Here is a 15640-nt window from a genome sequence, read left to right as displayed (position 1 = left end):
GGAGATTTCCCATTTAGTTTGAACTGGGCAGTTTCTAAACAATCGCGCGGTAGTATAAAGGCAAGCCTGTAGCATTGATATAGCCGTTATCCCTCGGGACGATAAGGAGATCGTGAATCATGGCGTTTAAAACATGGCTAACAGGCGTTCATATTCAACAGGATAAGGTGCTGGCCGTCGCGCTGGTACGTGAAAAGTCGGGCTGGGGGCTGCGCCGCTGGTGGCAGCTTCCCCTGGTGGAGGGCATTATCCGCGACGGGCAAATTCTTCAGCCTGAACAACTGGCTGCAGCGCTGCGCGAGTGGCGGCAGATGCTGCCTCATCAACATCAAATATTTCTCGCTTTTCCGGCCGCGCGTACTCTGCAACGCACGCTGTCGCGCCCGGCGATGACCCTGCGCGACAGCGAGCAGACGGCCTGGATTGCGTCCGCCCTGAGCCGCGAGCTGGAGATGGCACCCGATGCCCTGCGTTTTGATTATGCGGAGGACACCTTCAGCCAGGCGTTTCAGGTAACTGCGGCACAAAATAAAGAGATCGCCACGCTGCTGGAGCTGGCCCGGGTCTTACGTCTGCGACTGGCTACAATCACACCCGATGCCGGGGCGCTGGCCCATTTTCTGCCTTTTGTGAACGCGCCTGCACAGTGCGTTGCCTGGCGCGATCGGGACCAGTGGCTATGGGCGATGCGCCACCAGTGGGGCAGACGCACGCTGGCGGAGGCGCCTGACGTCGAACGCCTGGCCGCCCTGCTTGCGCTCGGTGTCGAGGAGATCGCCTGCTGCAATATGGGCAGTTTCGACCCCTGGGGCGTGTTGTCCTACCGGCAGCCGCCGCTGCCTGAAAATGGCGCCGATTTTAGCGTCGCGCTGGCGCTGGCGACGGGAGGCTATCCGGTATGAGGACGGCCAACCTGCTGCCGTGGCGTCAGCGTCAAAAAAGCCACCGCCTGCGCTTCTGGAGCGTACTGTTTAGCGGCTCGCTGCTGTTGACGCTGATGCTCTGGGCGTCCCTTCGGATCGCCACTTCTCTGCAGGAGCAGATTTTCGCGCAGCGACAGGCCAGCGATCTGGCGCTGAAACAGGCGCTGGCACAGCGGCAAAAACAATGGACGGCACGCCGTGCCCGGGACCAGCAACAGCAGCGTTGGGCGCAGCAAAAAGCGAAGACGGAAGCCTGGCAGAGGGTACTCATCGCCCTGGCCCGCACCCTGCCGGAGCAGGCATGGCTGGCGCAGCTTCGTTTTCAGCAGTCCACGCTCTCCCTGAGCGGATACGCTGCCACATTACCGGCGCTTGCCGGGCTGGAGACGGCGCTACGCCAGCTGCCGGGCTTTATCCCCGGCGCGCCGGGCGAGATGCACCAGGACACCCAGGGGCGCTGGCACTTTAGCTGGACGCTGACCCGTAAGGAGCAGGCTGATGCGGATCCACTTTGATAGCTGGTGCGCGTTATCCCCGCGCTGGCGCTGCCTGTGCTGGGGCGTCAGTTCAGGGCTGATGCTTCTCTGCGTGGCCGGGGGGCAGCTACGTCTACAGTATCAACAGCTTGCCACGCAGCGGGCTCAGCATGTGCAGGACGCACAGAACAACGCTCGTCTGTGGGCCGCGGTGCGTAAGCTCTCACCCGCTGACGACGCGCCATCGACCGTGGCGCCGCGACCCTTTTCGCCGCTCGAGTTCGATACCGGTGAGCTGCGTATGGTGCGCTGGCAGCCCATGAGCACTGGCGGGGAGCTGGTGGTTGAGGCGGTATGGGCGCAGATCCCTGCGCTGTTTGTCACCCTCGCCCGGCGTGACGTGGTGGTCGGGCGTTTTACTCTTCAGCCAGAACAGCAAAGGTTACGGCTCACCCTGCAACTGGAGCGCCGAAATGCGGGTTAACCGTGGCGTACTGCTGTTATTGCCGCTTCTTCTCGGCATGCGCGATCCGTTTCAGGCTCCGGTGTCGCGTTGCCCCGACGCAACCCTGAACCAGTGGCATTATGCCGGGCTGGTGTCCGGCGCGGTGCCGGTGGGCATCGTCAGAGATAGCTCCTCCCGCTGGCTGCGCGTGCGTCGTGGCGACACCTTGCCCCAGGGCTGGCGTGTAAAAGCGCTGAACGAAAAGGAGCTGGTCATCGACACGACTGAGGCCTGTGAACCGCCGCTGTGGCGATGGCAACGACAAGGAACGAAACAGGATGAAAAGAGGGATCGTGGCATTACTGCTGATCGGCGGCCAGACGCTGGCGGCACAACCGTCAGCCATAAATCTGGTGGTGGATGATGTGCCGGTGGCCCAGCTTCTGCAGGCCCTGGCGGAGCAGGAGAATCGCAACATGATTATCGCCCCGGACGTGAGCGGTAACGTCTCTTTGCGTCTGCAGCAGGTTCCCTGGCTGCAGGCTCTTCAGACGGTCGTCACCAGCGCCGGGCTGGTGATGCGCCAGCAGGAAGGCATCTTTTATATCCACAGCGCCGCCTGGCAGCAGCAACAGCAGGCCAAAAAAGAGGCGGAACGCGCAAAGCGCCAGCTCAATGTACCGCTGGAAGCACGCAGCTTTCCTCTTTCTTATGCGGATGCGGGCGATCTCCGCCAGGCTGCCGAAAAGCTCCTCAGCCCCAAAGGCAGCCTCGCGGTGGACAAGCGTACCAATCGTCTGCTGGTGCGCGACAGTCGGGCTGCGCTGGATGCGTTACAGCACTGGGTCACGCAGATGGATCTTCCGGTCGCCCAGGTCGAGCTGGCGGCGCACATCGTCAGCATGAGTGAAAAAAGCCTGCGCGAGTTAGGGGTGAAATGGAATCTGGCGCAGGCGCAGCAGGCCGGTAAGCCGGGGCAGCTGACGACGCTCAGCAGCGATCTTGCCGTCACCGCCGCCGCCACGCAGGTGGGTTTTAATATCGGGCGTATTAATGGCCGGTTGCTGGATATTGAACTCTCCGCCCTCGAACAGAAACAGCAGGTGGATATTATCGCCAGCCCGCGGCTACTGGCATCGCATATGCAACCCGCCAGCATCAAACAGGGCAGTGAGATCCCTTATCAGGTCTCCAGCGGAGAGAGCGGCGCGACGTCGGTGGAGTTTAAGGAGGCGGTGCTGGGGATGGAGGTGACGCCAGTGGTGCTGGCCAATGGACGCGTACGTCTGAAGCTGCGCATCAGCGAGAACAGTCCGGGCCAGGTGCTGCAGCAGGCCGATAGTGAAACCATGACGATAGATAAGCAGGAGATAGAAACCCAGGTCGAAGTCAAAAGTGGCGAAACGCTGGCCCTGGGCGGAATTTTTTCTCAGAGGCATAAAAGTGGCAGCGAAAATGTGCCAGGCTTGAGCCGTATTCCCCTCCTGGGACAGCTTTTTCGCCATCAGGGTAAGGACAACGAGCGTCGGGAGTTAGTGGTTTTTATCACCCCACGTCTGGTTACGACACCCTGATGTGCGGTAATACCCCACGTGATTTTGCATTCTGTTTGTTGCAGATGTTTGACGTGGGGCATGAATTAGCATACAAGGAGTACCGATTTGAGAATCAGCTTACTCAATCTCACACCTTAATAACTTAAGCGGCACGCATGGCGATTTATTCTGTTGCCAAACAAGCTGGAGTATTGAGATAATTTTTAGTCTGACTCTCGCTCTATCGCATATGAGGTTTCAGTTCATGTCCTGTTACGCCAGGTATCGGCGAAGCGGGTTTACCATTAACGAATAGTCTTAGTAGTACCGAAAAAATGGCAGAGAAACGCAATATCTTTCTGGTTGGGCCTATGGGTGCCGGCAAAAGCACTATTGGGCGCCAGTTAGCTCAACAACTCAATATGGAATTTTACGATTCTGATCAAGAGATTGAGAAACGAACCGGAGCTGATGTGGGCTGGGTCTTCGACGTAGAAGGCGAAGAGGGTTTCCGTGACCGAGAAGAAAAAGTCATCAATGAACTTACGGAAAAGCAGGGCATTGTGCTGGCAACCGGCGGCGGCTCTGTAAAATCTCGCGAAACTCGCAACCGTCTCTCCGCCCGCGGTGTCGTGGTCTATCTCGAAACGACCATCGAAAAACAACTGGCGCGTACGCAGCGTGATAAAAAACGCCCGTTGCTGCAGGTTGAGACGCCTCCACGCGAAGTTCTGGAAGCACTGGCTGGTGAACGCAATCCGCTGTACGAAGAGATTGCTGACGTCACCATTCGCACAGACGACCAGAGCGCTAAAGTGGTCGCAAACCAGATTATTCATATGCTGGAAAGCAACTGATTCTGGCTTTATATACACTCGCCTGCGGGTAAAAGCATTTAAGGTGGATGTCGCGCTATGGAGAGGATCACAGTCACTCTCGGTGAACGGAGTTACCCTATCACTATCGCGGCTGGTTTGTTTAACGACCCAGCTTCCTTCTTACCACTGAAAGCGGGTGATCAGGCAATGCTGGTCACCAATGAGACGCTGGCTCCGCTTTATCTCGACAATGTACGTCAGCGGCTTGAACAGGCTGGCGTGAAGGTCGACAGTGTGATTCTGCCTGATGGCGAGCAGTATAAAAGCCTGACGGTACTCGATACCGTCTTCACTGCACTTCTGCAAAAACCGCACGGTCGCGACACAACACTGCTGGCGTTAGGCGGCGGTGTCGTTGGCGATCTTACGGGGTTTGCGGCGGCAAGCTATCAGCGTGGCGTTCGTTTTATTCAAATTCCTACCACGCTGTTGTCACAGGTTGACTCTTCTGTTGGTGGCAAAACCGCCGTTAACCATCCGCTCGGCAAAAACATGATTGGCGCGTTCTACCAGCCTGCTTCGGTGGTGGTGGATCTCAACTGTCTGCAAACGCTGCCTCAGCGTGAGCTGGCCTCTGGCCTGGCGGAAGTGATCAAGTACGGCATTATTCTGGATGGCGAGTTCTTTAGCTGGCTTGAAGAGAATATGGATGCCTTATTGCGCCTGGATGGTCAGGCGATGGCGTACTGTATTCGCCGTTGTTGTGAGCTGAAAGCAGAAGTGGTTGCCGCGGACGAGCGTGAAACAGGCTTACGTGCTTTACTGAATCTGGGGCACACCTACGGTCATGCTATCGAAGCTGAAATGGGCTACGGTAACTGGCTGCATGGAGAGGCCGTGGCGGCGGGGATGGTGATGGCCGCGCGCACCTCGGAGCGTCTGGGTCAGTTCAGCAAGGCTGATACACAACGTATTATCACGTTGCTTGAGCGTGCCGGGTTGCCGGTGACGGGGCCGCGCGAAATGTCAGCGCAGGCCTACTTACCGCACATGATGCGTGATAAAAAAGTATTAGCAGGCGAGATGCGTCTGGTACTCCCGCTTGCAATCGGAAAGAGTGAAGTTCGTGGCGGTGTGCCGCACGATGTTGTTCTTGGCGCTATTGCTGATTGCCAGCAAGCGTAACAATTAGAAAGGTCCGGCTACGGTAATACGTAGCCATTTTGCTTCAGGTGATGTGCAAAGTTGTAGGCATTAGCCTTTTAGTGGGGTGTTAAATGGATGAATTCAAACCAGAAGACGAGCTGAAACCCGATCCCAGCGATCGTCGTACTGGTCGTACTCGCCAATCTTCAGAACGTGATAAAGAGCCGCAAATTAACTTTGACGAGGTCGATCTGGACAATGATGATCCTCGTCCTTCGCGTGGCCGCGCCGCTCGCGACGAGCGTGAAGAAGAGGATTATGAGTCCGAAGATGATTCAATGGACGAAGAGCCCGTAGAGCGTCGCCCGCGTAAGCGTAAAGCCGCTGCGGCGAAGCCTGCTTCCCGCCAGTACATTATGATGGGCCTGGGTGTGCTGGTCCTGCTGCTGCTGATTATCGGCGTCGGCTCCGCACTGAAAGCCCCATCGACCACGCCAGCCGATCAAACCGCTTCCGGCGAGAAGAGTATCGACCTTTCCGGCAGTGCCGCCGATCAGGCGAATGGCTCGCAGCCTGCACCGGGCACCACGTCTGCAGAGAACACTCAGCAGGAGATCTCTCTGCCGCCTGTTGCCTCCACACCAACTCAGGGCCAGTCTCCGGCGACCCCGGAAGGCCAGCAACGCGTTGAGGTTCAGGGCGATCTGAATAATGCCCTGACGCAGCCGCAGAACCAGCAGCAGGTTAACAACGTGGTGGTCAACTCCACGCTGCCGACCGAGCCTGCAACCGTGGCGCCAATCCGTGGTGCCAGCGGGCAACAGCAGACGGCGGCGGCAGAATCTGCACCACGTCAGACGAAGCCTGCGCAGCATCAGGAACGTAAGCAGACGGTCATTGAGCCGAAGCGTGAAGCGAAGCCACAGCCAGTTGCGAAAGCAGAAGCGCCAAAAGCAGTCGCGCAGCCGAAGCATACTGAAACCGCGGCCAGCGCACCGGTGAAAGCGCCTGCAGCTACCGCGACGGCACCGAAAGCCACGGCAACAGCATCGACGCCAGCGGCGACCGCCCCTGCGGCTTCCAGCACCGGTAAATCGACAGGGAACGTGAGTTCACTGAAGTCTGCGCCGTCCAACAACTACACGTTGCAGCTGAGCAGCTCGTCCAACTATGACAACCTCAACGGCTGGGCGAAAAAGTCAAACCTGAAAAACTTTGTTGTCTACGAAACCACCCGTAACGGTCAGCCGTGGTATGTGCTGGTAAGCGGTGTGTACGCTTCGAAAGATGATGCAAAACGCGCGGTTGCAACACTGCCAGCCGACGTTCAGGCAAAAAACCCGTGGGCGAAGCCGATCCGTCAGGTTCAGTCCGATTTGAAGTAATCTGTGAAGCGCAGGATGCTGTCGGAGCTTTCTCCACAGCCGGAGAAGGTGTAATCAGTTAGTCAGCATGAAAAAAAATCGCGCTTTTCTGAAATGGGCAGGGGGGAAATACCCCCTGCTCGATGATATTCAAAAACACCTGCCAGACGGCGAGTGTCTTGTCGAACCCTTTGTTGGCGCGGGTTCGGTATTTCTTAATACCAGCTACTCCCGCTATATCCTTGCGGATATCAACAGCGACCTGATCAGCCTCTATAAAATCGTAAAAGAGCGTACCGATGAGTACGTCGATGAGGCGCGCAAGCTGTTTACGCCAGAGAACAACAACCCGGATGTTTACTATCAGTACCGTGCGGAGTTTAATCAGTGCCAGGATCCGTTCCGCCGTGCGCTGTTGTTCCTCTATCTTAACCGCCATGGCTACAACGGCCTGTGCCGGTATAATCTGCGGGGTGAATTCAACGTACCCTTTGGTCGCTACAAGCGCCCTTATTTTCCTCAGGCCGAGTTGTATCACTTTGCTGAAAAAGCGCAGAACGCGGAGTTTCATTGTCTCTCGTATGAAGAGTGTATGAACCTTGCTGACGCCAATTCGGTGGTTTACTGTGACCCACCGTATGCTCCTCTGTCTGCTACGGCGAACTTCACCGCTTATCACACCAACAGCTTCAGCCCTGCCGAGCAGGCGCATCTGGCGGGAATGGCGGAAAAGCTGGTCAGCAAAAGTATCCCGGTGTTAATTTCGAATCACGACACGCCCGATACGCGCGAATGGTACAAGGCCGCAGAGCATTTTCAGGTCAAAGTCCGGCGCAGCATCAGCAGCAACGGCGGTACACGTAAAAAGGTGGACGAACTGCTGGCTCTCTATCTGCCCTGAGCCGTTTCGCCCGCCGTTAAACAAAGTTCAAGGAGATGCGGATGAAACAGTATTTGATTGCACCCTCAATTCTTTCGGCTGATTTTGCCCGGCTGGGCGAAGACACCGCGAAAGCACTGGCTGCCGGTGCGGATGTCGTTCATTTCGACGTTATGGATAACCACTACGTGCCTAACCTTACCATCGGCCCGATGGTGCTGAAGGCGCTACGCAACTATGGCGTTACCGCACCGATTGACGTGCACCTGATGGTGAAACCGGTCGACCGCATCGTGCCGGACTTTGCCGCCGCGGGCGCCAGCATCATCACCTTCCACCCTGAAGCCTCCGAACACGTTGACCGCACGCTGCAGCTGATCAAAGAGCACGGCTGTAAGGCAGGACTGGTGTTCAACCCGGCAACGCCGCTGAGCTACCTTGATTACGTCATGGACAAGCTGGACGTGATCCTGCTGATGTCCGTTAACCCGGGCTTTGGCGGCCAGTCTTTCATTCCGCAAACGCTGGATAAGCTGCGTGAAGTGCGTCGCCGTATCGACGAGTCTGGCTTTGATATCCGTCTCGAAGTGGATGGCGGCGTGAAGGTTAATAACATCGGCGAAATCGCCGCGGCGGGCGCAGATATGTTTGTCGCGGGTTCGGCAATTTTCGATCAGCCGGACTACAAAAAAGTCATTGATGAAATGCGCAGTGAACTGGCGAAGGTAAGTCATGGATAATTTGCAGGCAATTCGGGGCGTTGCATTTGACCTCGACGGTACGCTGGTGGACAGCGCGCCGGGTTTAACCGCTGCGGTCGATCAGGCGCTGTATGCGCTGGAACTGCCGGTGGCGGGTGAAGAACGTGTAATTACGTGGATCGGCAACGGGGCGGACGTGCTAATGGAGCGCGCGCTGACCTGGGCGCGTCAGGAACGTGCTGTACAACGTGCAGCGCAGGGCAAACCGGGTGTCGATCACGCGGATATTCCTCAGGAAGAGCAGGTGCGCATCCTGCGTAAGCTGTTTAACCGTTTTTATGAAGAGACGGTGGAAGAGGGCAGCTTCCTGTTCCCGGATGTGGCCGCTACGCTGAGCGCGCTGCATGCCAAAGGAATGCCGCTGGCGCTGGTGACCAATAAGCCGACGGCGTTCGTCGCGCCGCTGCTGGAAGCGCTGGATATCGCGAAATATTTCTCGGTGATTGTCGGCGGCGATGATGTGCAGAACAAAAAGCCGCATCCCGAGCCGCTGCTGCTGGTGGCAGGAAAATTATCCTTAACGCCTGAAGCACTGCTCTTTGTGGGTGATTCGCGCAATGATATTCTGGCGGCCAGGGCCGCAGGCTGTCCGTCCGTTGGCCTGACCTATGGCTATAACTACGGTGAATCCATTACGTTGAGTGAGCCGGATTTTATCTTCGACCACTTCAAAGATTTACTGCCCGTTCTCGGGCTTTCGCACAGTGAAAATCAGGAATTGAAAAATGACTAAGCCCATCGTATTTAGTGGCGCACAGCCCTCAGGTGAACTGACCATTGGCAACTATATGGGTGCGCTGCGTCAGTGGGTGAACATGCAGGATGAGTATCACTGTATCTACTGCATCGTTGACCAGCACGCCATTACCGTGCGCCAGGATCCGCAGCAGTTGCGTAAAGCGACGCTCGACACCCTTGCGCTGTATCTGGCCTGCGGTATCGATCCTGAGAAAAGCACCATCTTCGTTCAGTCCCATGTGCCGGAACACGCGCAGCTGGGCTGGGCCCTGAACTGCTACACCTATTTCGGTGAACTGAGCCGTATGACCCAGTTCAAGGATAAGTCCTCCCGCTACGCTGAGAACATCAACGCCGGTCTGTTTGACTACCCGGTACTGATGGCCGCTGACATCCTGCTGTACCAGACCAACCAGGTACCGGTGGGTGAAGACCAGAAGCAGCATCTGGAGCTGAGCCGTGATGTCGCGCAGCGCTTCAATGCGATCTACGGCGATATCTTCAAAGTGCCAGAGCCGTTTATTCCGAAGTCCGGCGCCCGCGTGATGTCCCTGCTGGAGCCGACCAAAAAGATGTCCAAGTCCGATGACAACCGCAACAACGTTATCGGTCTGCTGGAAGATCCAAAAGCAGTGGTGAAGAAGCTCAAGCGTGCGGTTACCGATTCGGACGAGCCGCCTGTGGTGCGTTATGACGTGCAGAATAAAGCGGGCGTTTCAAACCTACTGGATATTCTCTCTGGCGTTACTGGCCAGAGCATTCCGGAGCTGGAGCAGCACTTCGAAGGCAAAATGTATGGTCACCTGAAAGGTGAAGTGGCGGATGCGGTTTCTGGCATGCTGACCGAGCTGCAGGCGCGCTATCATCAGTTCCGCAATGACGAAGCTTTCCTGCAGAAAGTGATGAAAGAGGGCGCCGAGAAAGCCAGCGCACGTGCCTCTGAAACGCTGAAAGCGGTGTACGAAGCGATTGGGTTTGTGGCTAAGCCTTAATTTTATTTGCCGGGTCAGCGTTAGCGTCACCCGGCGAGAAAACCGCACAAATAAAAAAACCGGGAAATTCCCGGTTTTTTTATGTCTGAAAAACTTACTGATTTGCTGCCGGGCCGCAACCACCGATGATCTTGGAGATAGAGATCGCCGGGTGTAGCAGGTAGTCGTAGCTGCAGTTATTTTTGGTGTTTTGCACGTGGCCAGTGCACGCCGTCAGGGTTGTTAAGATGCCTGCAACCAGGGCAATCTTTGCCAGTTTGAACATAACGCTTCCTTGTGTGTAACGTGAGGGAATATATAGAAAATGTGCTTTCGCGGAAGGTATGTTATCGACAGCGTTAAGAGAGGAGTAGTCCATAACAGGACTACTCATATAGCGGAGAATGTGTTCAGTCTGGCTTAGTGGTTGGAAAACCAGTTAAGTCTGTCACGCAGCGCCACGACGCGGCCCACCACGATCAGCGCCGGGCTTTCAACCTGCCCGGCAAGCTCGCCAAGCTGAGTTAACACGCCGCTGACCACACGCTGTTTGATCGAGGTCCCGTTCTCTACCAGCGCCACCGGCATCTCAGCATCCATGCCATGTTCGAGCAGTTTCGCCTGAATCGTCGCCGCCTGGTTCAGGCCCATATAGAACACCAGGGTCTGTTTTTCTGCGGCCAGATTATGCCAGTCCAGCTCGCTACCGGTCTTCAGGTGGCCCGTAACCAGACGCACACTCTGGGCATAGTCACGGTGCGTCAGCGGAATGCCGGAATAGGCTGAACAGCCAGAGGCGGCGGTAATGCCCGGCACCACCGAGAAGGGAATACCTGCTTCGCACAGCGTCTCCAGCTCCTCGCCGCCACGCCCGAAGATAAAGGGATCGCCACCTTTCAGGCGCACCACGCGTTTACCTTTTTGCGCTTCACGCAGCAGGATCTGGTTAATCTCTTCCTGGGGTACGCAGTGATAGCCGGCGCGCTTGCCGACAAACACTCGATCGGCATCCCGGCGCACCAGATTCATGATGTCGTCGGAGACCAGACGGTCATAGACCACGATATCCGCCTGCTGGATCTGCTGTAGCCCTTTCAGGGTCAGCAGGCCGGCATCTCCCGGACCAGCGCCCACCAGCACCACTTCACCCCGGTGATCGAGCGGCGCATTCAGCAGCTGCTCAGTGGTCTCATCCACGGCTTTCCGATCCTGGTTGGCCAGCGACTGCGCCAGCCGGTCGTTAACGAAGAATTTTTCCCAGAAGCGGCGACGTTCGCCCACGGTAGCGAACTGCTTTTTCACCCGGGGACGGAGTTGCCCCGCATAGTGGGCGACCTGGCCCAGGTGTTGCGGCAGGATCGCTTCGAGCTTTTCACGCAACAGGCGCGCCAGTACCGGCGAAGTGCCGCCAGAGGAGACGGCGACCATCAGTGGGGAGCGGTCGATAATCGAGGGCATGATAAAGCTCGCCTCTTTTGGCGCATCTACTACGTTACAGAAGATCCGCCGGGCTTCACAGGCGTCGCTGACGCGCTGGTTAACCGCATCGTCGTCGGTGGCGGCAATGGTCAGCCAGCAGGTATCGAGCAGCGTTTCATTGAACTCACCCTCGACGAGGGTAAGCATCCCTTCCTGCGCCCACGCATGGAATTGCGGGGCGAAGTCGAGGGCGTTAACGGTGAGTCGGGCACCTGCCTCTAACAGCAGGCGGGCTTTACGTTCAGCCACATCGCCACCACCCACGAGCAGGCAGTCACGATTGCGTAATTGACAGAATATTGGCAGGTGATCCACGACATTACCTCTTAGTTGGCTTTCGCCTGAACGGTTGCGATGGTAGCCGGAGTCGGACGCTCCGCTTTAGGGGTAGCATACCAGTAACCCCAACCCATAAATACAACCCCGGAAAGGGTATTGCCAAGCGTTACCCACAACAGGTTATGTCCGATACCTGACAGGGTATACGCTTCGCTGTGGTGACCGAACCAGGAGAGGGCAAACAGCGTCATATTGGCGATGGAGTGCTCGTAGCCGGAGGCGATAAAGGCCAGCAGGCACCACCAGATAGCGATAAATTTCGCTGCGCCTTCAGTGCGGATTGCCATCCAGATAGCAAGACACACCAGCCAGTTACACAGCGCGCCCTTAAAGAACAGTACCATCGCCGGGGCGGTGGTTTTCGCCAGCGCGACGGTGTGAACGAGGCTGGTATCAACCGGCAGCAGGCTACCACCGCCCCAGCTGTAGAGCAGCGCGACAAACACAGAGCCCACCAGGTTGCCGAGCCAGGTCTGCGGCAGAATGCCCCACATCTGGCCCTGCGTGATGGTGCCCGCTTTGACGCCCAGCGTCAGGAACATGGTATGGCCGGTGAACAGCTCAGAGCCGGCGATGATCACCAGGGTCAGGGCGATACCAAAGGTGGCACCCATCACCAGCGGACGAACAGATGGGTCAACGAGATTACCGAGGGTAAAAATCAAAATGATCCCAAGGCCTACATAGGCGCCTGCCATTGCAGAACTGATCCAGAATCCGAGAGGGCTATTTTTACTGAGGCGTGCGATACGCGCAGCATTAGCCGCACACTTATTAATAGTGTCTGTAAACATGGTTTGATTATCCTGAAAAATAAAAGAAAAAGTTTAAAAAGGGAGGCATTGCGCCTCCCTGTATAAATTAACCGCGTAACTGCACCTTACCCTCTTTGACCCGGACGTCATAGTGCTTAACGGAGCGGCTCTCATCTTCCATACAGAGACCGTCACTCAGGCGGAACCGCTGCTTTTTCAGCGGGCTGGCAACCCACAGCTCCCCCTGATGTTCCGCAATAATTCCGCGGGACAGCACGCTGGCCTCGAAGAACGGGTCGATATTGCTGATGGCAAAAACCTGTTCGTCGTGACGCGGACGGAAAATGGCAACCTGTTCATGACCCAACAGCGCGCATACGCCGGTGGCAGGCAGGATCTCGTCGATTTTGCAGATGTTTACCCACTGGCTCATGCGTTTTCCTCCACCAGCGTGACCGGAATGCGTTCATAAGGCGTAGCCGGGCGATGCTGTTCACGCTCAGGCACCACCTGCACGCTCGGATCGCGCTGGTTGCTGTTGATAAAGTGTTTGAAGCGAACCTGCGCCGACGGGGTGTTGACGGTTTCAGTCCATTCGCAAATCACGGCGTCGCGCAGGCGGGCCATCTCTTCTTCCAGCGTCGCATTCAGACCGAGCTTGTCATCGATGATAACGGACTTCAGGTAGTCGATGCCGCCTTCCAGGTTATCCAGCCACGGCGCGGTGCGGGTCAGTTTGTCCGCGGTGCGGATGTAGAACATCATGAAGCGGTCGAGGTAGGTGATCAGCGTTTCACGGTCGATATCCGCCGCCAGCAGATCCGCATGGCGTGGTTTCATCCCACCGTTGCCGCACACGTACAGGTTCCAGCCTTTCTCGGTGGCGATGATCCCTACGTCTTTCCCCTGGGCTTCGGCACATTCGCGGGTACAGCCCGAGACGCCAAACTTCATTTTGTGCGGGGTACGGATACCTTTGTAGCGGTTTTCCAGCTCGACGCCGAAGCCCACGCTGTCGCCCACGCCGTAGCGGCACCAGGTGCTGCCGACGCAGGTTTTCGCCATACGCAGCGCTTTGGCGTAGGCATGACCGGTTTCGAAGCCTGCTTCAATCAGCTGACGCCAGATCTCTGGCAGATCGTCTTTCTGTGCACCAAACAGGCCAATACGCTGGGAACCGGTGATTTTGGTGTACAGGTTAAATTCGCGTGCGATACGGCCTACAGCCACCAGCCCTTCCGGCGTGATTTCGCCACCGGCAGAGCGTGGAATGACGGAGTAGGTACCGTCTTTCTGGATGTTTGCCAGGAAGTTGTCGTTGGTGTCCTGCAGCGGGGTATGCTGCGGCTTGAGGATGTATTCATTCCAGCAGGAGGCCAGCAGCGAACCGACGGTCGGTTTACACACTTCACAGCCGTAGCCCTGGCCGTGTTTTTGCAGCAGCTCGTCGAAGGATTTAATGCCTTCTACGCGGATAAGGTGGTACAGCTCCTGGCGAGAGTAGGCGAAGTGCTCGCACAGGTTGTTGTTTACTTCGATACCCTGTTTTGCCAGCTCGGCGTTGAGCACCTGGGTGACGAGCGGAATACAGCCGCCGCAGCCGGTACCGGCTTTGGTTTCAGCTTTCAGCGCCGCAACGGTGTGGCAGCCTTTGTTGATGGCGGCAACCAGCATGCCTTTGGTCACGTCGAAGCAGGAGCAAATCTGCGCGCTGTCTGGCAGCTTATCAACGCCAATAGAGGGTTTGCCGCTGGCCGCGTGGGCAGGCAGGATCAGCGCGTCCGGGTTCTCCGGCAGTTCGATAGCGTTCAGCACCAGCTGCAGCAGGTTACCGAAATCGCTGGTATCGCCCACCAGCACCGCGCCGAGCAGGGTTTTATTATCCGGGCTGACGATAAGCCGCTTATAGACTTCTTTGCTTTCGTCGAGGTAGACGTAGCTGCGGGAGTTTGGCGTACGACCGTGCGCATCACCAATGCCGCCAACGTCCACGCCCAGCAGCTTCAGCTTGGCGCTCATGTCCGCGCCTTCAAAGGCGTTTTCATTGCCGAGGATATGGTCAACGGCGACCTGCGCCATTTTGTAGCCGGGAGCAACCAGACCGTAGACGTGATTTTCCCAGCTGGCGCATTCGCCGATCGCGTAGATATCCGGATCGGAGGTCTGGCAGGTGGAGTTGATCATGATGCCGCCGCGCTGGGCAACCGCCAGACCGCACTGGGTGGCCAGCTTGTCGCGCGGGCGAATACCGGTGGAGAAGACGATAAAGTCGACTTCCAGCTCGCTGCCGTCGGCGAAGCGCATGGTTTTACGCGCCTCGGTGCCTTCCTGCACGATCTCTTTAGTATTTTTGCTGGTGTGGACTTTCACACCCATGCTTTCAATTTTGCGTTTGAGCTGATCGCCACCCATGTGGTCAAGCTGCTCAGCCATCAGCATCGGGGCAAATTCGATGACGTGGGTCTCAACGCCTAAGTTTTTCAGCGCGCCAGCGGCTTCGAGGCCGAGCAGGCCGCCGCCGACCACCGCGCCGCGTTTGCTGCGACGGGCGCAGGATTCGATTGCATTGAGGTCTTCAATGGTGCGATAAACGAAGCAATCCTGAGTTTCCGACCCTTTGATCGGCGGGATCCACGGATAAGAGCCAGTCGCCATGATCAGCTTATCGTAAAAAACCGTGCGTCCCGCACTGGAATGAATCACTTTTTCCTGACGGTTAATGGTGATAGCGCGCTCGCCCACCAGCACCTTCACGCCATGTTTCTCGTAAAAACCTTCACGCACCAGAGAGAGCTCTTCGGCGGTGTGGTGAGAGAAATAGGAGGAGAGGTGCACGCGGTCGTACGCCTTGCGGGGTTCTTCACAGAACACGGTAATGTCGAACCGGGCGGCATCGGCTTTATCAAGGAGATCCTCAATAAAGCGGTGACCGACCATGCCGTTACCGATAATAGCGAGTCTGACTTTGCTCATTTTTGCCTCGATTTCTTTTCTATTACTGCCTACCTTA

Annotated in this window: 17 protein-coding genes; 12 read left to right on the top strand and 5 right to left on the bottom strand. The window is 56.9% G+C overall.

Annotated elements, in window-relative coordinates; all coding sequences use genetic code 11:
* The first annotated feature begins 119 nt into the window (after window positions 1–119).
* The 12 genes from pilM (at window position 120) to trpS (ending at window position 10078) form a co-directional block, all read left to right on the top strand.
* Window positions 120–902, top strand: a complete 783-nt coding sequence (gene pilM, locus MXM41_RS20270) for a pilus assembly protein PilM (RefSeq protein ID WP_325933985.1) — start codon at window positions 120–122, stop codon at window positions 900–902.
* Window positions 899–1438: a PilN domain-containing protein gene (locus MXM41_RS20265; RefSeq protein WP_325933984.1), complete on the top strand. Its 540-nt coding sequence runs from the start codon at window positions 899–901 to the stop codon at window positions 1436–1438. Before pilM ends, MXM41_RS20265 begins: the two co-directional genes overlap by 4 nt.
* Window positions 1422–1883, top strand: a complete 462-nt coding sequence (locus tag MXM41_RS20260; protein ID WP_325933983.1) for a HofO — start codon at window positions 1422–1424, stop codon at window positions 1881–1883. The genes MXM41_RS20265 and MXM41_RS20260 overlap by 17 nt, the downstream gene beginning before the upstream one ends.
* Entirely contained in the window at window positions 1873–2268 is a 396-nt protein-coding gene (locus tag MXM41_RS20255; RefSeq protein ID WP_325933981.1) for a HofP DNA utilization family protein, read from the top strand. The genes MXM41_RS20260 and MXM41_RS20255 overlap by 11 nt, the downstream gene beginning before the upstream one ends.
* Window positions 2183–3418 carry a DNA uptake porin HofQ gene (gene hofQ, locus MXM41_RS20250; RefSeq protein ID WP_325933980.1) on the top strand — a complete coding sequence of 412 codons (1236 nt, stop codon included), beginning with the start codon at window positions 2183–2185 and terminating at the stop codon, window positions 3416–3418. Before MXM41_RS20255 ends, hofQ begins: the two co-directional genes overlap by 86 nt.
* Window positions 3419–3714: 296 nt before the next feature.
* Window positions 3715–4236, top strand: coding sequence for a shikimate kinase AroK (aroK, locus tag MXM41_RS20245; RefSeq protein ID WP_010436374.1), 522 nt, complete (start codon window positions 3715–3717; stop codon window positions 4234–4236).
* Between the two features lie 57 nt (window positions 4237–4293).
* Entirely contained in the window at window positions 4294–5382 is a 1089-nt protein-coding gene (gene aroB / locus MXM41_RS20240; RefSeq protein WP_325933979.1) for a 3-dehydroquinate synthase, read from the top strand.
* A 92-nt stretch (window positions 5383–5474) separates the two neighbouring features.
* Window positions 5475–6728 carry a cell division protein DamX gene (damX, locus tag MXM41_RS20235; protein ID WP_325933978.1) on the top strand — a complete coding sequence of 418 codons (1254 nt, stop codon included), beginning with the start codon at window positions 5475–5477 and terminating at the stop codon, window positions 6726–6728.
* A 67-nt stretch (window positions 6729–6795) separates the two neighbouring features.
* Entirely contained in the window at window positions 6796–7608 is an 813-nt protein-coding gene (dam, locus tag MXM41_RS20230; RefSeq protein ID WP_325933977.1) for an adenine-specific DNA-methyltransferase, read from the top strand.
* A 41-nt stretch (window positions 7609–7649) separates the two neighbouring features.
* Window positions 7650–8327 carry a ribulose-phosphate 3-epimerase gene (gene rpe / locus MXM41_RS20225; RefSeq protein ID WP_039031525.1) on the top strand — a complete coding sequence of 226 codons (678 nt, stop codon included), beginning with the start codon at window positions 7650–7652 and terminating at the stop codon, window positions 8325–8327.
* Complete coding sequence (gene gph / locus MXM41_RS20220) at window positions 8320–9081, top strand: phosphoglycolate phosphatase (RefSeq protein WP_325933976.1); 762 nt, start codon at window positions 8320–8322, stop codon at window positions 9079–9081. Before rpe ends, gph begins: the two co-directional genes overlap by 8 nt.
* Complete coding sequence (gene trpS / locus MXM41_RS20215) at window positions 9074–10078, top strand: tryptophan--tRNA ligase (RefSeq protein WP_325933975.1); 1005 nt, start codon at window positions 9074–9076, stop codon at window positions 10076–10078. Before gph ends, trpS begins: the two co-directional genes overlap by 8 nt.
* Window positions 10079–10172: 94 nt before the next feature.
* Here trpS and MXM41_RS20210 read toward each other — a convergent pair whose 3' ends face one another.
* The 5 genes from MXM41_RS20210 to nirB all read right to left on the bottom strand — a co-directional run bounded on the left by MXM41_RS20210 (window position 10173) and on the right by nirB (window position 15603).
* Window positions 10173–10343, bottom strand: a complete 171-nt coding sequence (locus tag MXM41_RS20210; protein WP_032614785.1) for a YhfL family protein — start codon at window positions 10341–10343, stop codon at window positions 10173–10175.
* 134 nt (window positions 10344–10477) lie between these two features.
* A complete protein-coding gene (cysG, locus tag MXM41_RS20205; protein ID WP_325933972.1) occupies window positions 10478–11851 on the bottom strand; it encodes a siroheme synthase CysG in 1374 nt (457 codons plus the stop codon).
* Window positions 11852–11862: 11 nt separating this feature from the next.
* A complete protein-coding gene (gene nirC, locus MXM41_RS20200; protein WP_325933971.1) occupies window positions 11863–12669 on the bottom strand; it encodes a nitrite transporter NirC in 807 nt (268 codons plus the stop codon).
* 67 nt (window positions 12670–12736) lie between these two features.
* Window positions 12737–13063, bottom strand: a complete 327-nt coding sequence (nirD, locus tag MXM41_RS20195; protein WP_325933970.1) for a nitrite reductase small subunit NirD — start codon at window positions 13061–13063, stop codon at window positions 12737–12739.
* Window positions 13060–15603, bottom strand: a complete 2544-nt coding sequence (gene nirB, locus MXM41_RS20190) for a nitrite reductase large subunit NirB (protein WP_325933969.1) — start codon at window positions 15601–15603, stop codon at window positions 13060–13062. Before nirB ends, nirD begins: the two co-directional genes overlap by 4 nt.
* Between the last annotated feature and the right edge of the window lie 37 nt (window positions 15604–15640).

Origin of the sequence: Leclercia adecarboxylata, assembly GCF_035787115.1 — a bacterium.
In the GTDB taxonomy this organism is placed as follows: domain Bacteria; phylum Pseudomonadota; class Gammaproteobacteria; order Enterobacterales; family Enterobacteriaceae; genus Enterobacter; species Enterobacter adecarboxylatus_E.
Note: the sequence above shows the minus strand (reverse complement) of the source record. Positions and strands in the feature narration are given on the sequence as shown.